Here is a 20688-nt window from a genome sequence, read left to right as displayed (position 1 = left end):
GGGCGGTGCACGATCTCCTGGTCATTGGCGGCGGCATCAACGGTGTGGGCATTGCGCGCGACGCGGCCGGGCGCGGCCTGAGCGTTGTCCTGTGCGAGAAAGACGACCTTGCAGCGCATACCAGTTCGGCAAGCACGAAGCTGATTCATGGCGGGCTGCGTTATCTTGAACAGTATGATTTCGCGCTGGTGCGCAAGGCGCTGATCGAGCGGGAAATCCTGCTGCGGGCCGCGCCGCACATCATCTGGCCGATGCGATTCGTGCTGCCCTATGACAAGGATTTGCGGCCCGCCTGGCTGATCCGGCTGGGCCTTTTCATCTATGACCATCTTGGTGGGCGGAAAATGCTGCCGCCGACAAAGACCTTGCGGCGCAGGAAGACGCACCGGCTGGACCCGCTAAAGGATGAATTCCGGCTGGCGTTCGAATATTCCGATTGCTGGGTGGAGGATTCGCGTCTCGTGGTTCTGAACGCCGTCGATGCGGTGGAGCGCGGCGCTGACGTGCTGACGCGCACGGCTTGTGTGGCCCTCGTGCGCCATGCCGACCATTGGGAGGCGACACTTAAAGGTCCGGATGGCGTTAAGACGGTCATGGCGCGCGCTGTGGTCAATGCGGCGGGCGGCTGGGTGGACGACGTACTGGGGCTCGCCGAGCCGGGTGCCAACCAGACGCACCTTCGACTGGTAAAGGGCAGCCACATCATCGTGCGGCGCTGGCATGAGGGCGAACATGCTTATTTCTTCCAGAACGGCGATGGCCGGATCATGTTTGCGATTCCCTATGAGCGGGGCGAGTTCACGCTGATCGGGACGACCGATGTTCCCTACGAGGCCAACAAGGACAAGGTCGAGATCAGCCAGGACGAGATCGACTATCTCTGCGCCGGGGCGAGCGAATATTACAAGCGGGAGATCAAGCCTAGCGATGTCGTCGCAACATATTCGGGTGTGCGGCCGCTTTATGATGACCATGCGGCAAACGCGTCCAAGGTGACCCGGGACTATGTGCTGAACTGCGACCGGGCGGGTGGCGCGCCAATCCTCTCCGTGTTTGGCGGCAAGATCACGACGTTCCGGGAACTCGCCGAGCATGCACTGAAAGAGCTTGGTCCTGATTTTCCGGGCATGGGCAAGGTTTGGACCAAAACGGCGAGCCTGCCGGGCGGCGATATTCCGCAGGCTGGTTTCGAGGATTTCCTGCGCGGCGCTTCCTTGCGGCATGCCTGGATGGAGCAGCGTTTGCTGCGGCGTCTGGCGCGGGCCTATGGCACGCGGATGGACCGTGTCATCGGCGACGCCAAGACCATGGCGAGCCTTGGCCGGCATTTCGGCGGCGGCCTCTATGAGGCAGAAGTGCGCTATCTGATCGACGCCGAGTTTGCCATGAGTGCAGAGGATATCCTCTGGCGACGCAGTAAGCTGCGCCTGCACCTGACCGAGGCAGAACAGGCAGGCCTTGCAAACTGGTTCGCCGAAGAAGCTGTCGCCTAGACGCGCGGCTTGCCGAGCTGGCGGGCACCGAAGACGAGAAGCGCAACAAGCACCAATTCGATCACGACCGGCTGGGCGATGCCGGCAGGTGGGCCATCGACAATAATGCCGATGAATCGACCGAACACGGCGAGGCCGAAGACAAGCGCCGAGCCATAGAGCCAGTGTGCCTTGCCGCGGAAGAGCGCGAGCGCACAGGCGATGAAGTTCACAAGGAAGAAGGCGGCGAGATCTGCGCGCAGCGAGTTCGTTCCAAGCGGATCAAGGCTTGTGAGCCCCAGAACAGCGCCCGCCTTCATCGGGTCCGCCCAGAAGAGCAGGCCCATGGCGAGTGAAAATAATCCGGCGAGCGTGACGCCCACCCGTGCCAACCAAATCATGTTTGCCTCCCAGCGCGGGCCCTTCTGAATGGCCCGTTTGACGAACTAGAACACGCCTCACCGCAAATTGTACAGACCCCATCAGGCGTCACTCCGCGGCAAGACAATCTATTGACAGTAATCATGCCAATAGAATACGTCTAGCAAAAAGGGAGGATAGGCGGTGGACGTTTTGAGGACACCCGAGGCGCGCTTTGACGGGCTGAAGGAGTATGCTTTCGCGGCGCACTATCATGTCGTGACGGCCGAGGATGGCACTGAACTGCGCGTGCATTACCTGGATGAGGGGCCGCGCGACGCGCCGACATTGCTGTGCATGCATGGCGAGCCGTCGTGGTCCTATCTCTATCGCAAGATGATCCCGCTCCTGACGGCGGCCGGGTATCGCGTGATCGCGCCGGACCTTGTCGGCTTTGGCAAGTCGGACAAGCCAGCGGCGATGGACGACTATACTTATGCGTCTCATGTCGGCTGGATGAACCAGTGGCTGAGAGGCCTGGACCTGACCGGGCTCACGCTTGTCTGCCAGGACTGGGGCGGGCTGATTGGCCTGCGCGTGTTCGGCGATAATGTGGACCGGTTCGACCGGTTGGTGATTGCCAATACGGGCCTGCCGGGAACGAGCATGCTGACCGATGACGTGTCGGCCATAATGGCGCAGATGTTCGCCATGGTGCCGGTGCCGGATGCGGCGATGGTGGGCGAACAGTTCCGTAATGGCGGGCCGGGCGCGTTTCTTTACTGGGTGAAGTACGCGAGTGAGTCGCCGAGCTTTTCGGTGCGCGATGTTTTCGGGCTGCTGTCGGATATCTCGGATGAGGATGTGCTGGATGGCTATTGTGCGCCTTTCCCGGATGACAGTTTCATCGCGGGGGCGCGGAAGTTTCCGGCGCTCGTTCCCTTGCTGCCGCAGCACAAGGACGAACGCCTGAAGAATGATGCGGTCTGGAAAGTGCTGGAGACCTGCGGCAAGCCGGTGTTGACCGCGTTCAGCGATGGTGACCCTGTAACCAAGGGCGGCGAGGCACCCTTCATAGCGCGGATACCGGGCGTCAAGAATGTGACGGTTGAGGGCGGCGGGCATTTCCTGCAGGAAGACGCACCGGACGCGTTCGCGCGCGAGATTATCGCATTCATGAACGTGTCCTAAGAGGCTGATCATATGTGGAAGAAACTGGTTCTCGGCGCACTGGCAATTGTTGTGGTTGCGGGTGGCGCCGCCTTCCTGAACAAGAAGGCGATCATCCTCTATGTGGCGACACATACGGGGCGGACGGATGTGGCGCCGAACCGGGCGATTGACTGGGACCAGGGACCGACCGTGGCAAGCGAGACGCCTGCAGAGCGCCCACCGAACATCATCTTCATCCTGGTGGATGATCTCGGCATCAATGATCTCAGTACGTTCGGTGGCGGGGTCGCGGGTGGGCGTGTGCCGACACCGAACATCGACAAGCTGGCAGCTGATGGCGCGCTGTTCACGCAAGCCTATGCGGGTAATGGCACCTGCGCGCCGTCTCGCGCGATGCTGATGACGGGTCGCTATCCGACGCGGACAGGATTCGAGTTCACGCCGACGCCGCCGGGCATGGGCAAGATTGTTTCCATGTTTGCAAATGACATGGATCGCGGCGCGCTGCCGCCGGTCGACTATAATCGCGATGGCGCGGATGACGCTGTGCCCTTTGCGGAAATGGGGCTGCCGGGCAAGGAAGTGACGATTGCCGAAGTGCTGAAGGACAAGGGCTATCACACCGTCCATATCGGCAAGTGGCACCTTGGCCGGAGCGCGGAGTCCAATCCGAATGCGCAGGGCTTTGACGAAAGCCTCCTGATGGCGAGCGGCCTGTTTCTGCCGGAAGACGACCCCGATGTGGTGAACGCGAAACTGGACTTTGACCCGATCGACAAATTCCTCTGGGCGCGGATGCAGTTTGCGGCCTCGTTCAACATGGGCGAGTGGTTTGAGCCGGGTGGCTACCTGACGGATTACTGGACAGACGAAAGCCTCAAAGTGATCGAGGCCAACAAGAACCGGCCTTTCTTCCTCTATCTCGCGCATTGGGGCGTCCACACGCCGCTGCAGGCGACGAAGGCAGACTATGAGGCCGTCGGCGATATCGAGCCCGAGCGGCTGCGCGTCTATGCGGCCATGTTGCACGCGCTCGACCGTAGCGTTGGCGAGATAACGGCGAAGCTGGAAGAAGAGGGTCTCGCGGACAATACGATCATCGTGTTTTCAAGCGATAATGGCGGGGCTGGCTATATCGGCCTTCCTGAAATCAACCAGCCCTATCGCGGCTGGAAGATCACGCTGTTTGAAGGCGGCATCCGTGTGCCGATGTTCCTGAAGTGGCCTGCGAGGATTGCGGCGGGTACGCAGGTCGATACGCCTGTGGCGCATATTGATGTCATGCCGACACTGGCGGCAGCAGCGGGCGCAGCCCTTCCCGAGGGTGTGGAGATTGACGGGCGCGACATGCTGCCAGTCGCCACCGGGACCGGTACGATCTCGCATCCGGATGATGCGCTCTTCTGGCAGAGTGGCTATTATCATGTGGTTCGGGCAGGTGACTGGAAGCTGCAGGTCGACGGGCGGCAGGAGAAGAACTGGCTGTTCGATCTGGCCACGGACCCGACCGAGCAGGACAATCTGGCAGACAGTCGCCCCGACAAGCTGGCAGAACTCCAGGGCTTGCTCGACAAGCACCTCGCCGGGGCGGTGCAGCCGCTTTATCCGTATACGATTGAGACGCCGATCGCTATCGACAAGACCGAGGCGGACAGGGTTGAGCCCGGCGACGAATATGTCTGGTGGCCGAACTGATCGATCATTCAGTTGTGGGCGGAATGTCTTTCGCGATGCGGAAGCCGATATGGATGGATGAGAAATCAGTATCCTGTGGCTGCCGCGCGGCCGGCCGGTAGCGGCGGCAGAAATTCTCGGCGCAGAGATAGGAGCCGCCCTTGAGCGTATGGGATCCGGCGGCATAGAGCGTGTCGGTCCACTCCCAGACATTACCGATCATGTCATAGAGTCCGGTCTTGTCCGGCGGGAAACAACCGACAGGCGCAGCGCCGGCAAAGCCGTCGGCCTGCGTATTCGCGACGGGGAATATTCCCTGCCAGGTATTGGCGACCGGATGACCATTGTCGTCATAGGCGCCTGATGTTGACGTGTCCGGATCTGGCAGGCCGCGTGTCGCCGCATATTCCCATTCGACTTCCGTTGGCAGACGGCCGCCGGCCCAGCTGGCATAGGCGGCGGCATCGCGTTCGGAGACATGGACAACGGGCCATGCGTCCTTGCCATCAATTGTGGAGCTGGGACCTGTCGGCGTTTTCCATGTGGCGCCAGGCACCAGGCGCCATGGATCGATTCGCGCTGCTGAGCCTTCGGGCAGATCGAAGACGGCGGACCCTGCCTCCGGGCCACCTGTGGCCGCGCTTTTTTCGGCGTCTGTAACGTAGCCTGTAGCGCTTACGAAGGCGGCAAACTGGTCATTGGTGACTTCGTGGGCCTGAAGGGCAAAAGGGGCGACATGAAGGGCAAGGGTCGGCGCTTCTTCACTGTAGACGGGGCTGTCCCCCTTTGTGAAGCTGCCGCCTGGAATGGCCACAAATTGGCCGATGGATGGTGCCGGGAGCCCGCAAGTCACTTCGGACGTCGTGGCGGGTTTATCCCCGCCGCAGGCTGCAGTGAGGAAGATCACGAGCAGCGAGCCCCACCGGATCATTCCTTGATCAGGCGCTCGACCATGAGCATCATCACGCGGGTCGCCTCTTGCTGCGAGAGATTCTGGTCCTGTCGCATGCGGCGCCAGGAATGGAAGCCCGTGGCGACATCGAGGGCATCCAGCAGGACCGCGTCGCCAAGAATTTCGGGCGGAAGGATGGCCTTCAGGGTCTGGCGCTCGAACATGAGGCCGCGCCGGTATTCATCCATCAGGAAGCGGGACTGGAAGCGACGAAGGTTGGCCGACACCCGGACGGGAAATATCCGCTCGAAGACATCCGACCGCCGCTTGACGAGTTCGCTCAGCCGTTCCCGCCAGTCGCTCGCGGCATAGGGCGCGAGGACGATCGGCATGACTTCCGACTGTATCTGCTCGGCCATTTCGCCGAACAGGCTGTCCATGTCCTCAAAGTGCCGGAACACGGTGCGCTGGCCAACGGCCGCCCGCTCGGCGACCCGCGCCGCGCTCGGGTTCATGTCGCCTTCGCGGATGAGGCCGAACAGGGCGTCAATGATCTGGCTACGGCTGCGCTCGCTGCGGAGCCGGCGACCGTCAGAGGAATCCTCGGCGGATGGCGGCGCCGGGAAGGGGGTGACTTTGGATGTGCTCATTTGAAGCCGTCGTGTTGCGTGATCGTGTCGCTGTCAACTGGCAGACTGAACACCATGCCGTCCTCGGAGACGGTTATCTTCCCCTTGAAGAGCTTTTTGGCGTCCCTCACGAAGAGCGCGTTGAGCAGGTGCGAGGGAAGCGGCGGGATCGTGTGGTAGAAGACCAGCTCGCGGGCGCCGACTTCGCTGGCGGCACGCGCCGCGTCAGACGGTGTGGCGTGATAGGTCAGGATGTCGTCGAGGATCTGAGGGATGCCCTGCACATTGTGGGCGACAGCGGCCTCATGCATCACCCCCACCATTTCAGGGTCGAGCGCCTCATGGAAAAGCACCTCGACGCCTTTGGATGCGCCAACCAGATTCGGGCTGTAGATCGTATCGCCGCTAAAGGCCACGGAGCGGCCCTTATAGTCGATACGGTAACCGAAGGCGGGTTCGACAGGCGCGTGACTGACGGTGAAGGCCGTGATCTTGACGCCATCCTCGTCGAACACGACCGCCTTGGAGCCGGGACCTGCTGGCAGGGTAATGGTTTCGCCTATGCCGCCTCGCCCGGCGGGGTTTGCGATGTCCAGGCCATGGTGCGCCGTGCGGAATGTGCCGTCGATACGGTAGGCTGCATTGAAGCCATCAACCACTTCATCGACGCCGCGTGGGCCCGACACAGGCATCGGCTCGTCGCGTCCGCCATTCACCCAGGCCTGCATGAGCAATTCGCCGAGGCCGTCCATATGGTCGGAGTGAAGGTGGGTCAGGTAAATCCGCTCAACCTTTCCGAGCGGGAAGCCCATCCGGTTGAGGTTACGCGATCCGCCTGACCCGGCATCGAAGACGAAGGCATGATTGCCGGCGAGAACGGCAAGGCACGGTCCGGCTCGCTTGGGATCCGGCAGGGGTGTTCCCGCGCCGCAGACGAAGACGTGCAAGCCGTCAGGCAGGGTCTCGCTGGCATCGCGTCCGACATTCGCGGCGACGGCTCGCTTGAAGCCGGCCATGGCGATCTGCGTTTTGAAGACCTGAAATCCGATAATTGCAATGAGGAGCAGTCCGACGAGGCCGGCGCCAATGCGTATGAGCCATTTCATGACGCGCCGCCTTTGCTGGCTGCGATCATGGCGAGGAAAGGAGAGTCCGTGCCGTTCTGCGGGGCGACGGTCTCGATATTGAGCTGGCCCTTCAGGCCTGCCGCGCGATGAACGGATATCTCCCGCCATTCATCAGACATGGACATGCGGACCATGCTGGCGCGGTCAGGATACATGGCGATGGCAATCTCGTCCCAGAGCTCCTCGACCTGACCAAGAGCCAGGAAAGTCACGTCGCCGGCAAACAGGCCCCGTCCGCCAAACTTGGGCAGCAGGTCCGTCACGGCTCGGCCATAGATCATGTAGGCATCGCGACCGGACAGGTCGGTGGCGCGACCATCCTCATAGTCTGCCTTGTCCTTGAACTTGAGCAGGTTGACCATGAAGATCGGACCATCTGGCCCTTTCTCCATCATGGCCATGATCCGCGCCGGATCCGTTGGCAGCACTTCATTGGTAACCTGCATCGCGTAGTCCTCCCTGATGGGTCAGCTCTCCGGCTGCCTCAATTCTTCTTCGATCACCCAGAGCCGGTCCTGGCCCCACGTAATAATATTGCCTGCACGGAAGCTCGGGACGCCCCAGATGCCGAGATCCATCATCTCCGCGCGGTTGGCTTCCGCCTCCGCGCGCCAGTCATCATTGTCGATCACCTGCTGCGCCGCCGCCCAGTCGAGCCCGGCGGTTTCGACGATCTGCTGCATGCCCTTGTCGGAGCCCGCATCGATGCCGCGTGACCAGACGCCTTCGAGAAAGGCGTGGCAGAACTCAAAACCCAGTCCTTGCTCCCGGGCCCATGGGATAAGGGAATAGCCGCGCTCCACAGGCCGACCCACAGGGTCTGCGATGCGGCCAAACGGAATGCCGAGCCGGTGCGCTTCGCGGGCCGTGTCCTGCGTGATGTAGCGGCTCTTCATCTTGGGAACCGGCAGGCCGCGCATGACCATGGGCAGGACAAAGCGCAGTTTCAGCTTTGTGCCATAGGCATCAGCGAGGGCCTTGGCCCGCATCGCGGAGATGTAGGTGTAGGGACTGCGGAACGAGAGATAGAAGTCGAAATGTGTGTACGTCGTCGCGACGTTTCCGGTGGGATGGGCAGGGACGACGGGCGGGGCGTAGATCGGTCCTGTTCCGTTGCCGGGCCTGCGGGCGCCGAGTTCGGTCAGGCGCGCTTCCAGATAGTGAAGCCGGTCGATGCCCCAATACCATTCGCCGCCATAGTAGAACATGGCGCCGAGATAGTGGCCAAGCGCTTCGCGCCTTGCATCGCCAATCCCGGTGCGCACATCGGTCGGCGTTGTTGGCAGGCCGTGCTCGCCGGTTTCGAGCCCGGCCTTGCGGGCCAGCCGCTCAGCATCGATGATTGCGTAGGCTTCGAGGCGCTCGCGCTCCGGTGCGGCCCAGTCTGGCGGCGACCCGACGCGGTTGAGGCGCAGCTCGATGTCATATCGCTCCACAAGCTGTCCGAGAACCTGGGCAGCGAGGTGTGAATAGGGATCATCGGCCTGATGGAAGTATTCGACGATGTGCGGCAGCTTGCGGGCGCGTCGGTCGCGTTCGACCTCGGCGCGCTTCTTCTGCAGCCGCTCCTCGCCCGTAAGCCGTTCCGCGACGCGTGAAACAAAGGCTGTTTTCAATGACATGGGCTCTGCTCGCAATGTGCGGGAATTACGGACGATATCGACATGTTTGCTCCTTGCGCCCGGCACTTGCAAATCTTATGGCACTCTATCTGCCATAATGTGCCGGAACCTGCAACGGTCGGCCTAAAACTTCTGGACATCAAGCGATAATAAGCCCCGTGACCCGTCGGTCGAAGATGCTCCCTTCGTCGATTGTTAAAGGTGTATTGCCCAGTGTGTGCGCAAGCATGGCGAAGGCGCCGGATTGAGTTCTTGCCGCATGGACATGACCGGGCGGCTATGGTCAAAGGCGACAACGGCAATTCCGGCTCGGCCGGCAGATGAGAAGCGTGACATGACCAAGGGTTTGGTGACGGTATTCGGTGGCTCGGGCTTTATCGGGCGTTATGCGGCGCGGACGCTAGTCGAAAAGGGCTATCGGGTCCGGGTGGCCTGCCGCCACATGAACACGGCGCAGGATGTGCGCCTTGCCGGCGCGCCTGGCTGGATCGACCTTTGCCAGGCCAATATCCGCAACAGGGCCTCAATCGAGCGCGCGCTGGACGGCGCCGTCGCTGTGGTGAACCTGGTCGGCATCCTGTTTGAAGGCGGGCCGCAGAGCTTTGAATCCGCCCAGCGCGATGGCGCTGCGCTGCTCGCTGAAGTGGCCGCGGAAAAAGGCATCAGGACTTTTGTGCAAGTGTCCGCGATCGGTGCGGACGCGGACTCGAAGTCAGACTATGCGCGCACCAAGGCCGAGGCCGAAGACGCGGTTCGCGAGGCCCTGCCATCAGCAACGATCCTTCGTCCATCCGTCGTGTTCGGGCCTGAAGACGGCTTCCTGAACAAGTTCGCCCAGATGACCCGTTTTTCGCCCTTCCTGCCTGCCATCGGTGGCGGCAAGACGCGCGTTCAGCCCATCTACGCGGGCGATGTGGCCGAAGCGATCGCGCTGGCGGTCGATTCTGACGGCACGGCCGGTAATACGTATGAACTAGGCGGACCGCGCGCCTACACGTTCAACGAGATTTACGACATTATCCTGAAACTCGTGGATCGTCGGCGTTTCAAGATTTCGCTGCCTTTCTTCCTGGCGCGGCCCCTCGGCTATATTGCCGGGGCTGTCTGGCGCTACATCCCGCCTTTCTCGTGGGGCATGCTTGGTGAGCCTCTGATTACAGGCGATCAGGTCGAACTGCTGAAGAGCGATAATGTTGTGGCGGATGGGGCGCTGACAGCGGCGGACCTTGGTCTCACGCACCTTGAATCGGTTGAATCGATTGCGCCGACCTATCTCTGGCGTTTCCGGCCATATGGCGAGTTCAGCAAGCCGGCGGACGCCTGAGCGGGCGGCGCGATAGCGCCTCTAACCTGAATATAATCCGAACAAAAATGCCCGCAAAATGCCCGATAGACGCCGTCATGCGTGCCGTATTGCTGCGCGACATGAGGGTCTCCGCACGCGTCTGGGGACGCACGATGCAGGAGGGATGGCACGCGGCAGGGGGATCCACCACTGGGCTGCGTGTTGTCTTGCGCGGAATACAAAAAGGCCGCCCCGGCGCACGTGACGCAAGGGCGGCCCTTTTCAGGCATTAAAGACGTATAGAGCCTAGATGGCCTTGTCTTTTGCTTCGAGTTTCTTGATCTCGGCATTGACCGAAACCTGAAGCTTCTTGATCAGGGCAGCCGATTCAGGCGTCAGATCCGTCTTGGCGGTTTTGGCGAGTTCGTCGCGGATGTATTCTTCGCCGCGCAGCACTTCTTCAATCGCAACTTCGGAGTCGTTGTCGACCGCAGTGCGAAGGGCCGTGAACGTGCGGTGGCCGGTGCCGAGCGCTTCGCCCATCGTTGCCGGGTCGCCACCGAGCGCGATAACGCGGTCCTGGATCACTTCGCGTTCGCCATTGCGATAGTCGTGAAGCTCAAGCAGCATTTCTTTAATGCCATTGTTCTTGTCTGGAATATCCGCAGCCTGCTTATAGAGCGCGGCCGCATCGATATAGATGGATGTGAGCTTGTTAAGCTCGTTGACTTCGGTCTTCAGGTACGGCGCTTCAGCTGTGCTTTCAGAGGCCATGGCTTTTTCTGAATTGGTGAGGCCGGCATTGGCGCACGCGCCGAGGGCCAGCGGAGCAGCAATGGCTGTAAGGGCATAAATATGGAGTCTCATAGGGTTTCCTTTCCGGAAGTGTCTGGTGGGTGACTAATCCGCGCCAGATGGAAAGGTTGCGGCGACAACTGTGTCGCGACGCATGTGAACGCCGTGCTTTCTAGAACAGACCGATGGTTGGAGACATGAGGATGAGCGCAATGCCGAGTGCGAAGCGGTAAAGCACGAAGGGCAGGAAGCTCATGCGCTGGAGAATGGCCATCAGTGCGGCAATCGAGGCAAGCCCGGTAATAAAGGCCACGCCCGCAACGATCATGCCATCCTGCAGCGTGACAACACCGCCAGCAGGCTCCCCCATCAGGCCGAGCGCCCCATACAGCCCTGCAGCCGCGAGAATGGGCGCACCGATAAGCATGGCAAAGCGCGCCGCCTCTGAGCGCTCATAGCCGAGCGCGCGGGCGGCTGTCATGGTGATACCGGAGCGACTGGTGCCGGGGATGATGGCGGCGATGGCCTGCGTTGCGCCGATAAGGAAGGCGTGAAGGAGGGTCATGTCCTCTTCCTTGCGCTCACGTCCGCCTTTCGCATCGGCCCACCAGAGCAGGGCACCGAAGACAATGGTGGCACCGGCGACAGTCGCCGGGCCGCGCAGGGTTGCCTGCAGGTCTTCAGGAAGCAGCTTTTCGTATCCGGCGGCGACGGCCAGCGCGACGGGAGTGGCCACGATGATACAGAGGGCAAGATGGGCACCTTTTGAAAGGGGCTGGCGCGTGACGGGCGCTGCGACCAGTTCGAAGCCGCCCACGATGGCGCTGGCGACATCCTTGCGGAAATAGAGAAGCATGGCGGCGAGCGTGCCGAGATTGGAGACGGCATTGATCAACAGCTCGTCATGGCCTTCGAGGCCGAAATAGCCTGACGCCAACAGAACATGCGCTGAAGAGGAGATCGGCAGCCATTCCGTGAAGCCTTGGAGCGTCGCGATAATGATGAGCTGGAGCAGGGACATGGCGGCCTCTTCACATGGTGCGGCCCCGACCGGCCAGCATGGCGTTCCTCATCTAGCGCAGTTTTTCAAGATCGGCACCCTTTTGATAGACATATCATATCGACATATAATGATGGGGATAGGCTGAGAAAACCATCAGCATTGAATTGCAAATCGTCCATAAAGTATCATAATGATATTCAATAATGGAATTCCTGCTTGTCGTGTACCTCCTCGTCATTGTAGATGGCCAAATGGATTAGTGGGAGGTCTGCATGGCCGAGAAGATGCTGCAGTTTACAAAAGTCGAGCGGTCCATGCCGGCCAAGCGCGCCGCTGATGCGCGCGCGACGGACTTCGACGAGATCTATGCGGAGTTCAGCCTCAAGGCAGCTGGCGCGCAGGCGGCGCGGTGTTCGCAATGCGGTGTGCCTTTCTGCCAGCAGGGTTGCCCGCTCTCCAATAATATTCCCGACTGGCTCAAATTGTCAGCCGAAGGGCGCCTCGAAGAAGCCTGGGAAGTGTCTTCGGCGACCAATAACATGCCGGAAATATGCGGCCGCATCTGTCCGCAGGATCGTCTTTGCGAAGGCATCTGCACGATTGAGCAATCAGGCCATGGCACCGTGACGATCGGGTCAGTGGAAAAATTCATCACCGACACGGCCTGGGAAAAAGGCTGGGTGAAGCCCATTGTGCCGCCGCGTGAGCGGGCGCAATCGGCCGGTATCATCGGCGCAGGACCGGGCGGCCTCGCGGCGGCGGAACAGCTGCGCCGCAAGGGCTACCAGGTCACTGTATATGATGCCTATGATCGTGGGGGCGGCCTGCTGGTTTACGGTATTCCGGGCTTCAAGCTCGAGAAGCCCGTCGTTGCGCGCCGGATCAAGCATCTGGAAGACAGCGGCATTGCGTTCAAGTTCAACACGCGCGTCGGCCAGGACGTGACGCTTCAGGAATTGCGCAAGACCCATGACACGCTTCTGATTGCGACGGGCGTCTACCAGGCCAAGGATCTGAAATGCCCGGGCGTTGGCGCCAGCGGCGTCTATGCGGCGCTGGACTATCTGACGGCTTCCAACCGCAAGAGCTTCGGCGACGCGGTCGAAGAATTTGATGACGGCACGTTGAACGCTGATGGCAAGCGCGTTGTCGTGATCGGCGGCGGCGACACGGCGATGGACTGTGTGCGTACGGCGATCCGGCAGGGCGCCAAGTCGGTGACGTGCCTCTATCGTCGCGACCGGGCCAACATGCCGGGCAGCCAGCGTGAAGTGGCCAATGCCGAAGAAGAGGGCGTTGTATTCGAGTGGCTGGCGTCGCCCGAAGCCATTCTCGACACCAAGGCCGGCAAGGTGAAAGCCGTGCGCGCCGCAAAGATGAAGCTTGGCGAGGCGGATGCGTCCGGCCGTCAGAGCCCGGTCAAGACCGGTGAGACGATGGACGTGAAAGCCGACATGGTGATCAAGGCGCTGGGCTTTGACCCCGAAGACCTGCCCGTTCTTTTCGGCGAGCCTGCGCTCACTGTGAATCGCTGGGGCGCTGTTCGCGTCGATTATGCGACCATGGAGACGAGCCTCTCGGGCGTCTATGCGGCGGGCGATATCGTTCGCGGTGCGTCGCTCGTCGTCTGGGCCATCAAGGATGGACGCGATGCAGCCGAGGCAATGCACAAGGCAATGAAGGCGGCCGATAAGGCCGCAAAAGTGGCGGCGGAGTAAGACGACATGTCAGATTATGTGAAACAGTACGAAGCGAACCGCCAGAAACTGATCGACGGACACGCCTATGATCCGGCGGATGAGCATGATGCCTGCGGCGTCGGCCTTGTGGCCGCGCTGGACGGCAAGCCGCGCCGCGAGATCGTCGAAATGGGCATCATGGCGCTCAAGAACGTCTGGCACCGGGGCGCTGTGGACGCTGACGGCAAGACGGGCGATGGGGCAGGCATCCGCGTGGCCGTGCCGCAGGACTTTTTCCGCGAGCATGTGACCCGCACCGGCCACACGCCGACGGATGACCCGATATGCGTCGGCCAGATTTTCCTGCCGCGCACGGACTTTGCGGCGCAGGAGGCCGCGCGCACAATCGTCGAAACCGAAGTGCTCCATTTCGGTTTCTATATCTATGGCTGGCGACAGCCTCCGGTCGATGTGTCCGTTATCGGCCAGAAGGCCAAGGACACGCGCCCCGCCATCGAACAGATCATGTTCCGCGATGCGCAGGGCCGCACGCCGGAAGATCTTGAGCGTGCGCTCTATATCTGCCGCCGTCGCATCGAGCGCCGCGCGCGCGAAATGGCCATTCCCGGCTTCTATGTCTGCTCGCTCAGCCATGCCTCGCTGATCTACAAGGGCATGTTCCTGGCGCAGGACATCGACAATTTCTATCTTGACCTGCGCGACCCGCGCTTCGTTTCGAACTTCGCGATCTATCACCAGCGCTATTCGACCAATACATTCCCGCAATGGGCGCTCGCCCAGCCGTTCCGCATGATCGCGCACAATGGCGAGATCAATACGCTGCGCGGCAACAAGAACTGGATGAAGAGCCACGAGATCCGCATGGTCTCGGAAGATTTCGGCGACTATGTCGACGACGTGAAGCCTGTGATCCCGGATGGCTCGTCTGATTCCGGCGCGCTGGATTCCGTGTTCGAACTGCTCTGCAAGTCCGGCCGCGCTGCGCCGATGGCCAAGGCCATGCTGATTCCGGAAGCCTGGTCGAAGCGGGACTCGGTGATGCCGACGGCGCACCGCGCCCTTTATGACTATTGCAATTCGGTGATGGAGCCGTGGGATGGTCCGGCCGGTATTGCGGCCTACGATGGCCGCTGGGCGATTGCGGGCCTTGATCGCAACGGCCTTCGTCCGCTCCGCTATGCGCTGACCACTGACGGGATTCTCGCTGTGGGTTCGGAAGCGGGCATGTGTCCGCTCGGTGACCATGAAGTGGCGCGTCGCGGGTCTATACCGGCCGGCGGCATGATCGCGGCCGACCTCAAGACGGGCAAGTTCTACGAGCACCGTGAGCTGATCGACTTCCTCGCGGCACAAAACCCGTATGAAGAATGGCTTTCCAGCGTGACGGAGCTTGAGCCCGAAATCGGGCCGGGCCCGGAGCCGAAACTGTACAACAAGGAAGAGCTTCTGCGCCGCCAGACGGCGGCCGGCTATTCGCTGGAGACGCTTGAGCTGATCCTCTCCCCTATGGCCGAGTCCGCCAAGGAGGCGCTCGGGTCGATGGGCGACGATACGGCGCCTGCCGTTCTCTCCTTCTCCTACCGGCCGATGAGCCATTTCTTCCGGCAGAATTTCAGCCAGGTGACCAACCCGCCGGTTGACCCGCTGCGTGAAGCGCGGGTGATGAGCCTCAAGACCCGTTTCAAGAACCTCGGCAACGTGCTGGACACGGACAAGTCGCAGCAGGAAGTTTTCGTGCTTGAGAGTCCGGTTCTGACCACGGGCATGTATGAACGCCTGATCGACCGGCTCGGCGTTGGCATGGCCGAGATCGACTGTACGTTTGACGAAGCAGATGCTTCTTCCGATGGGGCGGCGCTCAAGGACGCGCTTAGCCGCATCCGCCGCGAGGCTGAAGAAGCCGTTCGCGAAGGCCGCGAGCATATCGTCCTGACGGACCAGTATCAGTCAGCCAGCAAGATCGCGATCCCGATGATCCTTGCGACAGGCGCAGTGCACTCGCACCTTGTCGCGCAAGGTCTGCGTACGTTCTGTTCGATCACTGTGCGATCCGCTGAATGTCTCGACACGCACTATTTCGCTGTGCTCGTCGGCGTCGGCGCTACATGCGTAAATGCCTATCTCGCGCAGGACGCCATTGCAGATCGTCATGCGCGCGGCCTGTTTGACGACATGTCGCTCAACGAATGCGTCAAGAACTATAAGGAAGCCATCGAGGCGGGTCTTCTGAAGATCATCTCCAAGATGGGCATCTCGGTGATTTCATCCTATCGCGGCGGCTATAATTTCGAGGCGCTCGGCCTGTCGCGCGCGCTTGTCGCGGATTATTTCCCCGGCATGAACAGCCGCATTTCAGGGCTTGGCCTTGCCGGCCTCGAAGAGAATGCGCTGGCACGCCATGAAGCCGCGTTCGATGAAGATGTCATCTCGCTGCCCGTTGGCGGCTTCTATCGCCTGCGCGCGAAGGAAGAGCCACATGCGCTGGACGGCAACCTGATCCACACGCTTCAGGCCGCCTGTAATCGCGGGGACTATTCGATCTATCGCAAATATGTCGAAGCGGTTCATGCACGCGACCCGATCCAGTTGCGTGACTTGCTGGACTTCAAGGCGGCGGGCGAAGCCGTGCCGCTGTCGCAGGTCCAGTCGATCAACGAGATCCGCAAGCGTTTCGTCACGCCCGGCATGTCGCTGGGCGCACTCAGCCCCGAAGCGCACGGCACACTGAACATTGCCATGAACCGGATTGGCGCGAAATCGGTCTCCGGTGAAGGCGGCGAAGACCGCGCGCGCTATCGGCCTCTGCCGAATGGCGACAACATGAACTCGGCCGTGAAACAGATTGCTTCCGGGCGCTTCGGCGTGACGGCGGAATATCTGAACCAGTGCCGCGAGATCGAGATCAAGATTGCGCAGGGCGCCAAGCCCGGTGAGGGCGGACAGCTGCCGGGCTTCAAGGTGACGGAATTTATCGCCAAGCTGCGCCATGCGACGCCGGGCGTGATGCTGATCTCGCCGCCGCCGCACCACGACATCTATTCGATCGAGGATCTGGCTCAGCTGATCTACGACCTGAAACAGATCAACCCGGACTGCCGGGTTGCCGTAAAGCTTGTGGCCCAGTCTGGCGTTGGCACGGTGGCCGCTGGTGTGGCCAAGGCGAAGGCTGACATCATCCTGATTGCGGGCGGTGTCGGCGGCACGGGCGCAAGCCCGCAGACCTCGATCAAATATGCCGGCCTGCCTTGGGAACTTGGGCTTGCTGAAGCGCACCAGATCCTGTCGCTGAACAATCTGCGCGACAAGGTCACCTTGCGGACCGATGGCGGTCTGCGCACCGGGCGCGACATTGTCATCGCGGCGATGCTTGGGGCTGAGGAATACGGCATCGGCACGGCCAGCCTCGTGGCGATGGGTTGTATCATGGTGCGTCAGTGCCATTCGAACACATGCCCGGTCGGCGTCTGTGTCCAGGATGAGGCCCTTCGCGCGCACTTTACCGGCTCGCCGGAAAAGGTCGTCAACCTGATGAGCTTCATTGCTGAAGATGTACGTGAAGTGCTCGCATCGCTGGGCCTCAAATCGCTCGATGAGGCGATTGGCCGGACGGACCTGCTCGTGCAGGTCAGCCGCGGCGCATCGCATCTTGATGACCTCGATCTCAACCCGCTGCTCGTCCAGGTCGATACCGATCATCCGGTTGTCTACCAGCCGACACGGCGCGAGGAAGTGCCGGATTCGCTCGACGTACAGATCCTGCGTGATGCCGAGCCGTTCTTTGAGCGCGGCGAGAAGATGCAGCTGGAATACAATGTCCAGAACACGATGCGGGCCATCGGCGCGCGGTCGAGTTCCGCGATCACCCGCAAGTTCGGTATGAGCGCGCTGCCGGAAGGCCGCCTGCATATCCGGCTTGAGGGATCGGCCGGTCAGTCGCTCGGTGCATTCGCCGTGCAGGGCCTGCTGCTGGAAGTCATCGGCGATTCCAACGACTATGTCGGCAAGGGTCTTTCGGGGGCGACGATTGTTGTCGCGCCGAAACCGCGCGAGCGGCGCTCGGCTTCGGGTGATGCGATTGTCGGCAATACCTGCCTCTACGGCGCGACGGCGGGCAAGCTGTTCGCGGCGGGCACGGCGGGTGTACGATTTGCCGTGCGAAACTCGGGCGCCAAAACGGTTGTCGAGGGCTGCGGGGCGAATGGCTGTGAATACATGACCGGTGGTCGCGCGGCGATCCTCGGGCCTGTGGGCGACAATTTCGGCGCGGGCATGACCGGCGGTGCGGCCTTTATCTGGGATCCGGAAAACCGGTTCGAGCGCGTGGCCAACCCGGACTCCATCGACTGGTATCCGCTGGCCGACATGCCGACCGAGCATATCGAGCAATGCCATGCCCTGATCCAGGAACATGCTGACCGAACGGGCTCTGTGCGGGCCGTGGAGCTTCTGTCGGAATGGGAAGCTTCGCTGGCGCAGATCCTGATGGTCGTGCCGAAGGAGATTGCGCATCTCCTGCTGCCAAAGGACAAGCCCAAGGCGAAGAAGAAAGTGGCCGAAAAGGCCTGATGCAAAATCGACCGGGCCTCATCCTTTGCTCTTGCGCAGGGTGAGGCCCGATCCGTTGCTCAGGACTTCTTGCGGCGGATGCGCGGCCAGATCAGTTTCAGCCACAGCCACAGGAACACGCCGATCAGGATCAGCCATGGCAGGCCGACCGCGAACGCCGTGATCACGGCGGCCAACGCGCTGGACAGATTGTAGAAGAAGCCGCCGAAGGCATCCCCAAGCGGGCTGAGGGCGCTGCTGGAAACCGGGTTGCGCTTGGTCTCGTAGCTGACCGAGAGCTGGCTCATGTTCACGCGCTGCATCAGCGCTTTCATCGATGATTTCAGGGAGTCGATCTCGCCATTCACGCGAGCGAGTTCGCGTTCGGTGTCGAGCAGTTCGCCGAGGTCACCGGGGCGGTTCTCCAGCAGGTCTTCGATCCGCTTCTGCAGGGCTTCCTGGGCATGCAGGCGGGCATTTGTATCGATGATGGTGACGGTCAGGTCTTCCGCCGTGGTTTGGCGGGTGGTGACTTCGCCCTTGGCCGCATCGGCTTCGGCCTCGACGCCGTTGAGGAAAGTCTCGATCCAGTCCGGTGTGGCGCGCAGGTTCAGCGAGCCGGAGGATTCGTCTTCCGACCAGGCGTTCAGGTAGGAATTGGTCACGATGCATTTGTCAGGCCCGGCCTTGTTGCAGGCCGCTATATGGCCCTGCATGACGGGCTCAATGGCATTGACCGGCAGGCGCAGGCCGAGCGAGTGGGAATAGGCGATATATTGCTGCACGGCGGCATCGACCGGGGTGCCGCCGCCTGCGGCCTCTTCCATCGGGGCGGCTTCATAGTTTTGCTGGCTCATCATGGCTGTTGGAGCGGGTGGTGGCGGCGCCATGGCGCTTCGGTCGGCGCTGCCCTGGCCACCGCAGGCGGCGAGCGCGATGGCTGCGACAGCTAGCAAACTTGTATGTGTTTTCATTGTCTTTGTCCCTCCACAGATCGGTCACAGGCATCATGAAACCCGAATAAAGGCAATATGAGGCTGGAATTGTGCACGGTTTCAGGCGGGTGAGATATCAGTGCGTGATACGGATGCGCGTAGCCATGATAACCCGTGCATGAACCTGATATCCTGCTGCCCATGAAACCGAAAATCCTTACGACTCTGCAGACCTATTCATGGCCGCTCTTCTGGGCGGACCTGATGGCGGGCTTTACCGTGGCCATGGTTGCCCTGCCGCTCAGCCTCGCGATTGCCATCGCCTCGGGCGCTGATCCGGCCAAGGGTATTGTCACGGCGATTGTCGGCGGATTCCTGATCTCGCTGCTGGGCGGAAGCCGGGTCCAGATTGGTGGGCCGACGGGGGCGTTTATTGTCGTCGTGTTCGGCGTGATCGCCCAGCATGGCTATGACGGACTGGTGATTGCGACCTTCATGGCAGGCCTCATTCTTGTGGCTGCCGGGCTGCTGAAAGTGGGTAACCTGATCAGCTATGTGCCCGAAGCCGTGGTGAACGGTTTCACGATTGGCATTGCGATCATCATTGCGACAAGCCAGGTGAAAGACCTGCTGGGACTGTCGATGGAAGCGTTGCCGGCAGACTTCCTGGAGAAGGTGCCTGCCTTGTGGGAGGCACGGGGAACGCTGGGGCTTGCGGCGCTCGGTATCGGCCTCGCAACAATGGTTATGATCGTCGCATTCCGGCGGCTCGCTCCGAAGGCGCCTGGCCTGATCGTCGCCGTGGCGATCACGTCAGCCGCGGCGGCGCTGATGCTGTTGCCGGTGGATACGATCCAGTCGCGCTTTGGCGACTTGCCGCGTTTCCTGCCGATGCCTCGCGTGCCGGACTTTTCGCTCGCACGCATGGGCGAATTGTTGCCGTCGGCCTTTGTGATCGCCTTCCTTGCAGGTGTTGAATCGCTGCTCTCGGCCATGGTGGCGGACCGGATGAGCGGCGGGCATCACCGGCCGAATGCAGAAGTTCTGGCACAGGGGTTTGCGAATATGGGCTCGTCCCTGTTTGGCGGACTTCCCGCGACAGGCGCGATTGCCCGGACGGCGACAAATGTGCGCGCCGGGGGCAAGACTCCGGTCGCGGGGATCGTGCATGCGGGGACGATCCTGATCGCCATGATGGTGGCGGCGCCGCTGGCCGGTTATCTGGCCATGCCGGCCCTGGCGGGGCTGTTGATCCTGACGGCCTGGAACATGAGCGAGCCGCACAAGTGGAAGTCTTATCTCAGCGCGCCGACGGCGGACCGGTTGCTATTGTTGCTGACGCTGGTGCTGACCGTGGTGACGGACCTGACGATTGCGATTGGTGTTGGCGTTTCGGTGGGACTGGCACTGCGGCTCAGGCGCCGGAATGTGCCGCCTGCGGACTGGGAGACGCCGGAGCGTTAGGGCGGATACACG

The 20688-nt window shown here is 61.5% G+C and carries 16 protein-coding genes; 7 read left to right on the top strand and 9 right to left on the bottom strand.

Annotation, left to right across the window (positions count from 1 at the left end):
* Positions 1–5 precede the first annotated feature (5 nt).
* Positions 6–1493, top strand: coding sequence for a glycerol-3-phosphate dehydrogenase (locus tag HY30_RS09245; protein WP_034739443.1), 1488 nt, complete (start codon positions 6–8; stop codon positions 1491–1493).
* On the opposite strand, the gene HY30_RS09240 is transcribed toward HY30_RS09245, so the two are convergent.
* Positions 1490–1873: a DUF4345 family protein gene (locus tag HY30_RS09240; protein ID WP_034739441.1), complete on the bottom strand. Its 384-nt coding sequence runs from the start codon at positions 1871–1873 to the stop codon at positions 1490–1492. The two genes, HY30_RS09245 and HY30_RS09240, sit on opposite strands and share 4 nt — an antisense overlap.
* 163 nt (positions 1874–2036) lie before the next feature.
* Between HY30_RS09240 and HY30_RS09235 the strand changes: the two genes are divergently transcribed.
* Both HY30_RS09235 and HY30_RS09230 read left to right on the top strand, forming a co-directional pair.
* A complete protein-coding gene (locus tag HY30_RS09235) occupies positions 2037–3023 on the top strand; it encodes a haloalkane dehalogenase (protein ID WP_034739439.1) in 987 nt (328 codons plus the stop codon).
* A 12-nt stretch (positions 3024–3035) separates the two neighbouring features.
* The gene (locus HY30_RS09230; RefSeq protein WP_034739437.1) at positions 3036–4700 is read left to right on the top strand and encodes a sulfatase; all 1665 of its coding nucleotides are present in this window, start codon (positions 3036–3038) and stop codon (positions 4698–4700) included.
* Positions 4701–4704: 4 nt separating this feature from the next.
* Here the strand turns inward: HY30_RS09230 and HY30_RS09225 are convergent, their stop codons facing one another.
* Genes HY30_RS09225 through HY30_RS09205 form a run of 5 tightly spaced genes read right to left on the bottom strand, consistent with a single transcriptional unit; the run spans position 4705 to position 8949 of the window.
* On the bottom strand, positions 4705–5610 hold the full coding sequence (locus HY30_RS09225; protein WP_081812160.1) for a formylglycine-generating enzyme family protein: 906 nt from the start codon (positions 5608–5610) through the stop codon (positions 4705–4707).
* Positions 5607–6221, bottom strand: coding sequence for a TetR family transcriptional regulator (locus HY30_RS09220; RefSeq protein ID WP_051615230.1), 615 nt, complete (start codon positions 6219–6221; stop codon positions 5607–5609). Before HY30_RS09220 ends, HY30_RS09225 begins: the two co-directional genes overlap by 4 nt.
* The gene (locus tag HY30_RS09215) at positions 6218–7306 is read right to left on the bottom strand and encodes an MBL fold metallo-hydrolase (protein ID WP_034739435.1); all 1089 of its coding nucleotides are present in this window, start codon (positions 7304–7306) and stop codon (positions 6218–6220) included. The genes HY30_RS09220 and HY30_RS09215 overlap by 4 nt, the downstream gene beginning before the upstream one ends.
* Positions 7303–7773, bottom strand: a complete 471-nt coding sequence (locus HY30_RS09210) for a DUF1330 domain-containing protein (RefSeq protein WP_034739433.1) — start codon at positions 7771–7773, stop codon at positions 7303–7305. Before HY30_RS09210 ends, HY30_RS09215 begins: the two co-directional genes overlap by 4 nt.
* A 21-nt stretch (positions 7774–7794) precedes the next feature.
* Positions 7795–8949 carry a 2-hydroxychromene-2-carboxylate isomerase gene (locus tag HY30_RS09205; protein ID WP_034739430.1) on the bottom strand — a complete coding sequence of 385 codons (1155 nt, stop codon included), beginning with the start codon at positions 8947–8949 and terminating at the stop codon, positions 7795–7797.
* 334 nt (positions 8950–9283) lie between these two features.
* Here HY30_RS09205 and HY30_RS09200 point away from each other — a divergent pair, with 334 nt between their 5' ends.
* Positions 9284–10273 carry a complex I NDUFA9 subunit family protein gene (locus HY30_RS09200; RefSeq protein ID WP_034739428.1) on the top strand — a complete coding sequence of 330 codons (990 nt, stop codon included), beginning with the start codon at positions 9284–9286 and terminating at the stop codon, positions 10271–10273.
* A gap of 267 nt (positions 10274–10540) precedes the next feature.
* Here HY30_RS09200 and HY30_RS09195 read toward each other — a convergent pair whose 3' ends face one another.
* Positions 10541–11101, bottom strand: coding sequence for a DUF2383 domain-containing protein (locus HY30_RS09195; RefSeq protein ID WP_034739426.1), 561 nt, complete (start codon positions 11099–11101; stop codon positions 10541–10543).
* A 100-nt stretch (positions 11102–11201) separates the two neighbouring features.
* Entirely contained in the window at positions 11202–12050 is an 849-nt protein-coding gene (locus HY30_RS09190; protein WP_034739423.1) for an undecaprenyl-diphosphate phosphatase, read from the bottom strand.
* Positions 12051–12304: 254 nt separating this feature from the next.
* Here HY30_RS09190 and HY30_RS09185 point away from each other — a divergent pair, with 254 nt between their 5' ends.
* Together HY30_RS09185 and gltB are read left to right on the top strand one after the other, a co-directional pair.
* Positions 12305–13750, top strand: coding sequence for an NAD(P)-dependent oxidoreductase (locus HY30_RS09185; RefSeq protein ID WP_034739420.1), 1446 nt, complete (start codon positions 12305–12307; stop codon positions 13748–13750).
* Positions 13751–13756: 6 nt separating this feature from the next.
* Positions 13757–18298, top strand: coding sequence for a glutamate synthase large subunit (gene gltB / locus HY30_RS09180; protein WP_034739417.1), 4542 nt, complete (start codon positions 13757–13759; stop codon positions 18296–18298).
* A 59-nt stretch (positions 18299–18357) separates the two neighbouring features.
* On the opposite strand, the gene HY30_RS09175 is transcribed toward gltB, so the two are convergent.
* Positions 18358–19104 (bottom strand): DUF4349 domain-containing protein, encoded by a 747-nt coding sequence (locus HY30_RS09175; RefSeq protein ID WP_422119996.1) that lies wholly within the window; start codon positions 19102–19104, stop codon positions 18358–18360.
* Positions 19105–19413: 309 nt separating this feature from the next.
* On the opposite strand from HY30_RS09175, the gene HY30_RS09170 reads away from it, so the two are divergent.
* Positions 19414–20676 carry a SulP family inorganic anion transporter gene (locus HY30_RS09170; RefSeq protein WP_034739485.1) on the top strand — a complete coding sequence of 421 codons (1263 nt, stop codon included), beginning with the start codon at positions 19414–19416 and terminating at the stop codon, positions 20674–20676.
* Positions 20677–20688 lie beyond the last annotated feature (12 nt).

Source organism: Hyphomonas chukchiensis, from assembly GCF_000682695.1.
GTDB lineage: Bacteria > Pseudomonadota > Alphaproteobacteria > Caulobacterales > Hyphomonadaceae > Hyphomonas > Hyphomonas chukchiensis.
This window is presented reverse-complemented; position numbering and strand designations above follow the sequence as displayed.

Coding starts and splice junctions, on each gene's coding strand:
- HY30_RS09240 (WP_034739441.1), bottom strand. CDS start 1,873: ATGATTTGGTTGGCACGGGTGGGCGTCACGCTCGCCGGATTATTTTCA.
- HY30_RS09230 (WP_034739437.1), top strand. CDS start 3,036: ATGTGGAAGAAACTGGTTCTCGGCGCACTGGCAATTGTTGTGGTTGCG.
- HY30_RS09225 (WP_081812160.1), bottom strand. CDS start 5,610: ATGATCCGGTGGGGCTCGCTGCTCGTGATCTTCCTCACTGCAGCCTGC.
- HY30_RS09220 (WP_051615230.1), bottom strand. CDS start 6,221: ATGAGCACATCCAAAGTCACCCCCTTCCCGGCGCCGCCATCCGCCGAG.
- HY30_RS09215 (WP_034739435.1), bottom strand. CDS start 7,306: ATGAAATGGCTCATACGCATTGGCGCCGGCCTCGTCGGACTGCTCCTC.
- HY30_RS09210 (WP_034739433.1), bottom strand. CDS start 7,773: ATGCAGGTTACCAATGAAGTGCTGCCAACGGATCCGGCGCGGATCATG.
- HY30_RS09205 (WP_034739430.1), bottom strand. CDS start 8,949: ATGTCATTGAAAACAGCCTTTGTTTCACGCGTCGCGGAACGGCTTACG.
- HY30_RS09200 (WP_034739428.1), top strand. CDS start 9,284: ATGACCAAGGGTTTGGTGACGGTATTCGGTGGCTCGGGCTTTATCGGG.
- HY30_RS09195 (WP_034739426.1), bottom strand. CDS start 11,101: ATGAGACTCCATATTTATGCCCTTACAGCCATTGCTGCTCCGCTGGCC.
- HY30_RS09190 (WP_034739423.1), bottom strand. CDS start 12,050: ATGTCCCTGCTCCAGCTCATCATTATCGCGACGCTCCAAGGCTTCACG.
- HY30_RS09185 (WP_034739420.1), top strand. CDS start 12,305: ATGGCCGAGAAGATGCTGCAGTTTACAAAAGTCGAGCGGTCCATGCCG.
- gltB (WP_034739417.1), top strand. CDS start 13,757: ATGTCAGATTATGTGAAACAGTACGAAGCGAACCGCCAGAAACTGATC.
- HY30_RS09175 (WP_422119996.1), bottom strand. CDS start 19,104: ATGGAAGAGGCCGCAGGCGGCGGCACCCCGGTCGATGCCGCCGTGCAG.
- HY30_RS09170 (WP_034739485.1), top strand. CDS start 19,414: ATGAAACCGAAAATCCTTACGACTCTGCAGACCTATTCATGGCCGCTC.